The following is a 2,830-nucleotide window of genomic DNA, read 5'->3' on the forward strand; positions in this document are numbered from 1 at the left end:
AGCCCTTCCACGCTTTGCGCGCTGTTTGGGTATTGTACGACGGCGATACCGCACGAAAGCAGTGTGCTGCATGTACCCGCCTCCCAAACGAGCGTCATGCGCCTGTTTAGTTCGGTGATCAGACCGGTGATAAACTCTTTGTCTATGCGGCGCACAAGGATAGCAAACTCGTCGCCGCTGTAGCGATATACAAGGTTTCCGGCAGAGATGGACTGCAAATACGCTGCCACAGCGCGCAGGATCTGGTTGCCGTTGTGTTGCCCAAAGTTGTCGTTTAAGGTCTTGAAACTTTTGAGTGACAGGACAACGACCGCAAACGGTTCATCCTGCTGGCGCTCCACACGCAGCTCGAGCATTTTCAAAAAGCTTTGCCGGTTGGGCAGTCCGGTCAGGTGGTCTAAGGATATCTGCTTGTTCTGCAAGTACAGATAAATGATCAGCAGCGCGCACGTCGCGGCAGAGCCGGACAAAATAAATTCCGGAAAAAACTGCTGCACAATGATGGCAATGCCTGCCACGATGGGGAAGGAGGCAAGTATATTGCGGATCGACCGCTCGAGGTGCCTGCCCCAAAAAAGGGTAATGATCAGGCAGGAGAAGCAGTAAAGATAAAAGACGATGTACGTTAAGATGAGCAGATTACCGCGCACATAACCGTTTGCAGCGTCTATGTTAAAGAACCAGTGCGTAAACGGATTTAACAGAACCATCACAAGATAGATGATCGCCGGTATGGACGACAGTAGCAGCAAGCGTGAAAAACGTGGATGTCCTTCAAACACGATAGAAAACGTATAATAGAAGTAAACCACGCCCATCAGCGGCGTTGTAATAAAATAGACCATCGCTACAAGCCAGTTCAAAAACAAGGGCACGCTCTGGTAGTCGTACAATAACACCGTGGAAGCGATGTTGGAAGAAATGGCTACAAACGTGACCAAAAAACAAACCTGAAAGAGCCTGTTTTTTAGGGTGGGCAAAAAATTACCCTGCCGCGAGTAAACCCATAAAATACATAATATGACGACGGAAAAACATTCCGCAGCAATATTCCAGACCATGAATATGCGGTTCCTTTACCGTAAAAACTGTTGTAAACTACCGTTATTTTATCATATCTACGCGAAAAACGCCATAAATTTATACCTTTTAGGTATGATTTTAAGACACCGACTTGCGCGCCTGTTCCTCAAGCGCACGAATCCCTGCCTCAAGCTGCGCGTCTTGCGCCGCGTCAAGCTCTTCAAACGGATCTTTCAACTCTCCGTCCGCCATCTCGACCTCTACGTCCGGCGTGAGCCCTTCGCCCTGTATGGGCGTGCCGCTTTTGGTGAAATAAGCGGATACGGTCAGCTTGATCGCGCTGCCGTCTTCAAGCGGGAAGAATTTTTGTACGATGCCCTTGCCGTACGTCTGCGTGCCCACCAGCTGTGCGCGCCCATAGTCGCGCATCGCGCTGGAAAAGACCTCCGAAGCACTCGCCGAATCCTTGTCGACCAGAATGACAGCGGGGATGTCCACCTCGTGTTCGTCCTCGCCTTCGTATGATTCGAGGCGGTTACCGTCCTTGTCCTCGGTGTACACCAGCAGGCCGTCCGGCAGCAGGTAATCAAGCATATCTATGACCGAGGAAAGCGATCCGCCGCCATTGCCGCGCAAGTCGTACACGATGCGCTCCATGCCTTGCTTTTGCATATCTTCAATGGCAGATTTGAACTGCTCCACGCTCTCGTCTTCAAAGGATGTGAGCTGCAAATAGCCAGTCTTGTCGTCCAGCATTTGGTGGTTAACGGTCTGGTCGATGATGTTTTTGCGCGTCATGGGCAGGTCGAGCCGTTTGCCGTCACGCTCCACGGTGATCGTGACCTGTGTATCCACCTCGCCCATGATGTAGTCGTATATGATGTCTGTCAGAAGCATCTGCGAAACGTCCACGCCGTCCACTGCCACGATCACATCATCTTCCTGCATACCTGCTTTTGCCGCAGGCCCTTCCGGGTCGACGGTGATCACGATCGTCTCAAGTGTTTCGTTATCTTGGTGTACGGTCGCGCCAATGCCCGTATAGTTGCCCTGTAAGGAGCGCAGCGATTGCTCGTATTGCCGCGGGGTAAGGTAGGCGGAAAACTTGTCGTCAAGCCCATAGATCATGCCGGCATATGCACCATCGGCGATCTTTTCCGCGTCCTGCTCAAAATAGAATTTATCATCGACAAGCCTCTGTATCTGCTGCATCTTAGCGAAAACAGGGGTCAACGAGGCGTTGCTTGAAGCAGCGCCCGAACGGTCGAAGGCGGTCACACACACAAGGATCAACGCCAGTGCCAGCATGCCGCTCAAAAAGCCTTTGAAATAATTTTTCATGTATCGAAATTCCTCCGGGGAATGTTTTTTCTTTTATTGTATCACCGGCAGACTCTTTTTTCCATGCACACGGGCCGCCATACTATAAATTTAACAGAATGTTTTTTTACCTCTTGGCGGCTGCTTTTTACTTGTTACACGAAAACGCTTTGCATAGCGTCTTTGGCTTGCTATAATGCAGAAGAAAGGATGAAGCGCGTGAAGGTACGGGTGGAAATACAAAATGGAATAGACGAAGACGAAGCGGTCATCTACTGTCGTGAAGAGGGCGACGAAGTGCGCAACCTCCGCAGGCTGATCATGGAGCAGGGAGCGCCGGGCGCGGATATCGTGTTCTATCAGGAAAACCGCGAGTACTATTTCCCTTTGAGCGACGTGCTGTTCTTCGAGACAGAGGGCGAGACGGTGTATGCGCACACGGAAGACGATCTTTACCGTGTGAAGTACCGCCTCTACGAGCTAGAAG

General features: G+C 51.0%; 3 protein-coding genes. 1 reads left to right on the forward strand and 2 read right to left on the reverse strand.

Going from position 1 to position 2,830, the window contains the following annotated elements:
* The coding region (locus VB081_RS06935; protein WP_323400100.1) for a GGDEF domain-containing protein at positions 1–941 on the reverse strand (941 nt) is incomplete at its 3' end.
* A 220-nt stretch (positions 942–1,161) separates the two neighbouring features.
* Positions 1,162–2,364, reverse strand: coding sequence for a S41 family peptidase (locus VB081_RS06940; protein ID WP_323400101.1), 1,203 nt, complete (start codon positions 2,362–2,364; stop codon positions 1,162–1,164).
* Positions 2,365–2,553: 189 nt separating this feature from the next.
* Between VB081_RS06940 and VB081_RS06945 the strand changes: the two genes are divergently transcribed.
* A partial coding sequence (locus VB081_RS06945) for a LytTR family DNA-binding domain-containing protein (RefSeq protein ID WP_323400102.1) occupies positions 2,554–2,830 on the forward strand: 277 nt, incomplete at its 3' end.

It is taken from the genome of Christensenella sp., from assembly GCF_034927525.1.
In the GTDB taxonomy this organism is placed as follows: domain Bacteria; phylum Bacillota; class Clostridia; order Christensenellales; family Christensenellaceae; genus Christensenella.

Bases quoted from the DNA above. Each gene is read 5' to 3' on its own strand.
- VB081_RS06940 (WP_323400101.1), bottom strand. From the start codon at position 2,364: ATGAAAAATTATTTCAAAGGCTTTTTGAGCGGCATGCTGGCACTGGCG.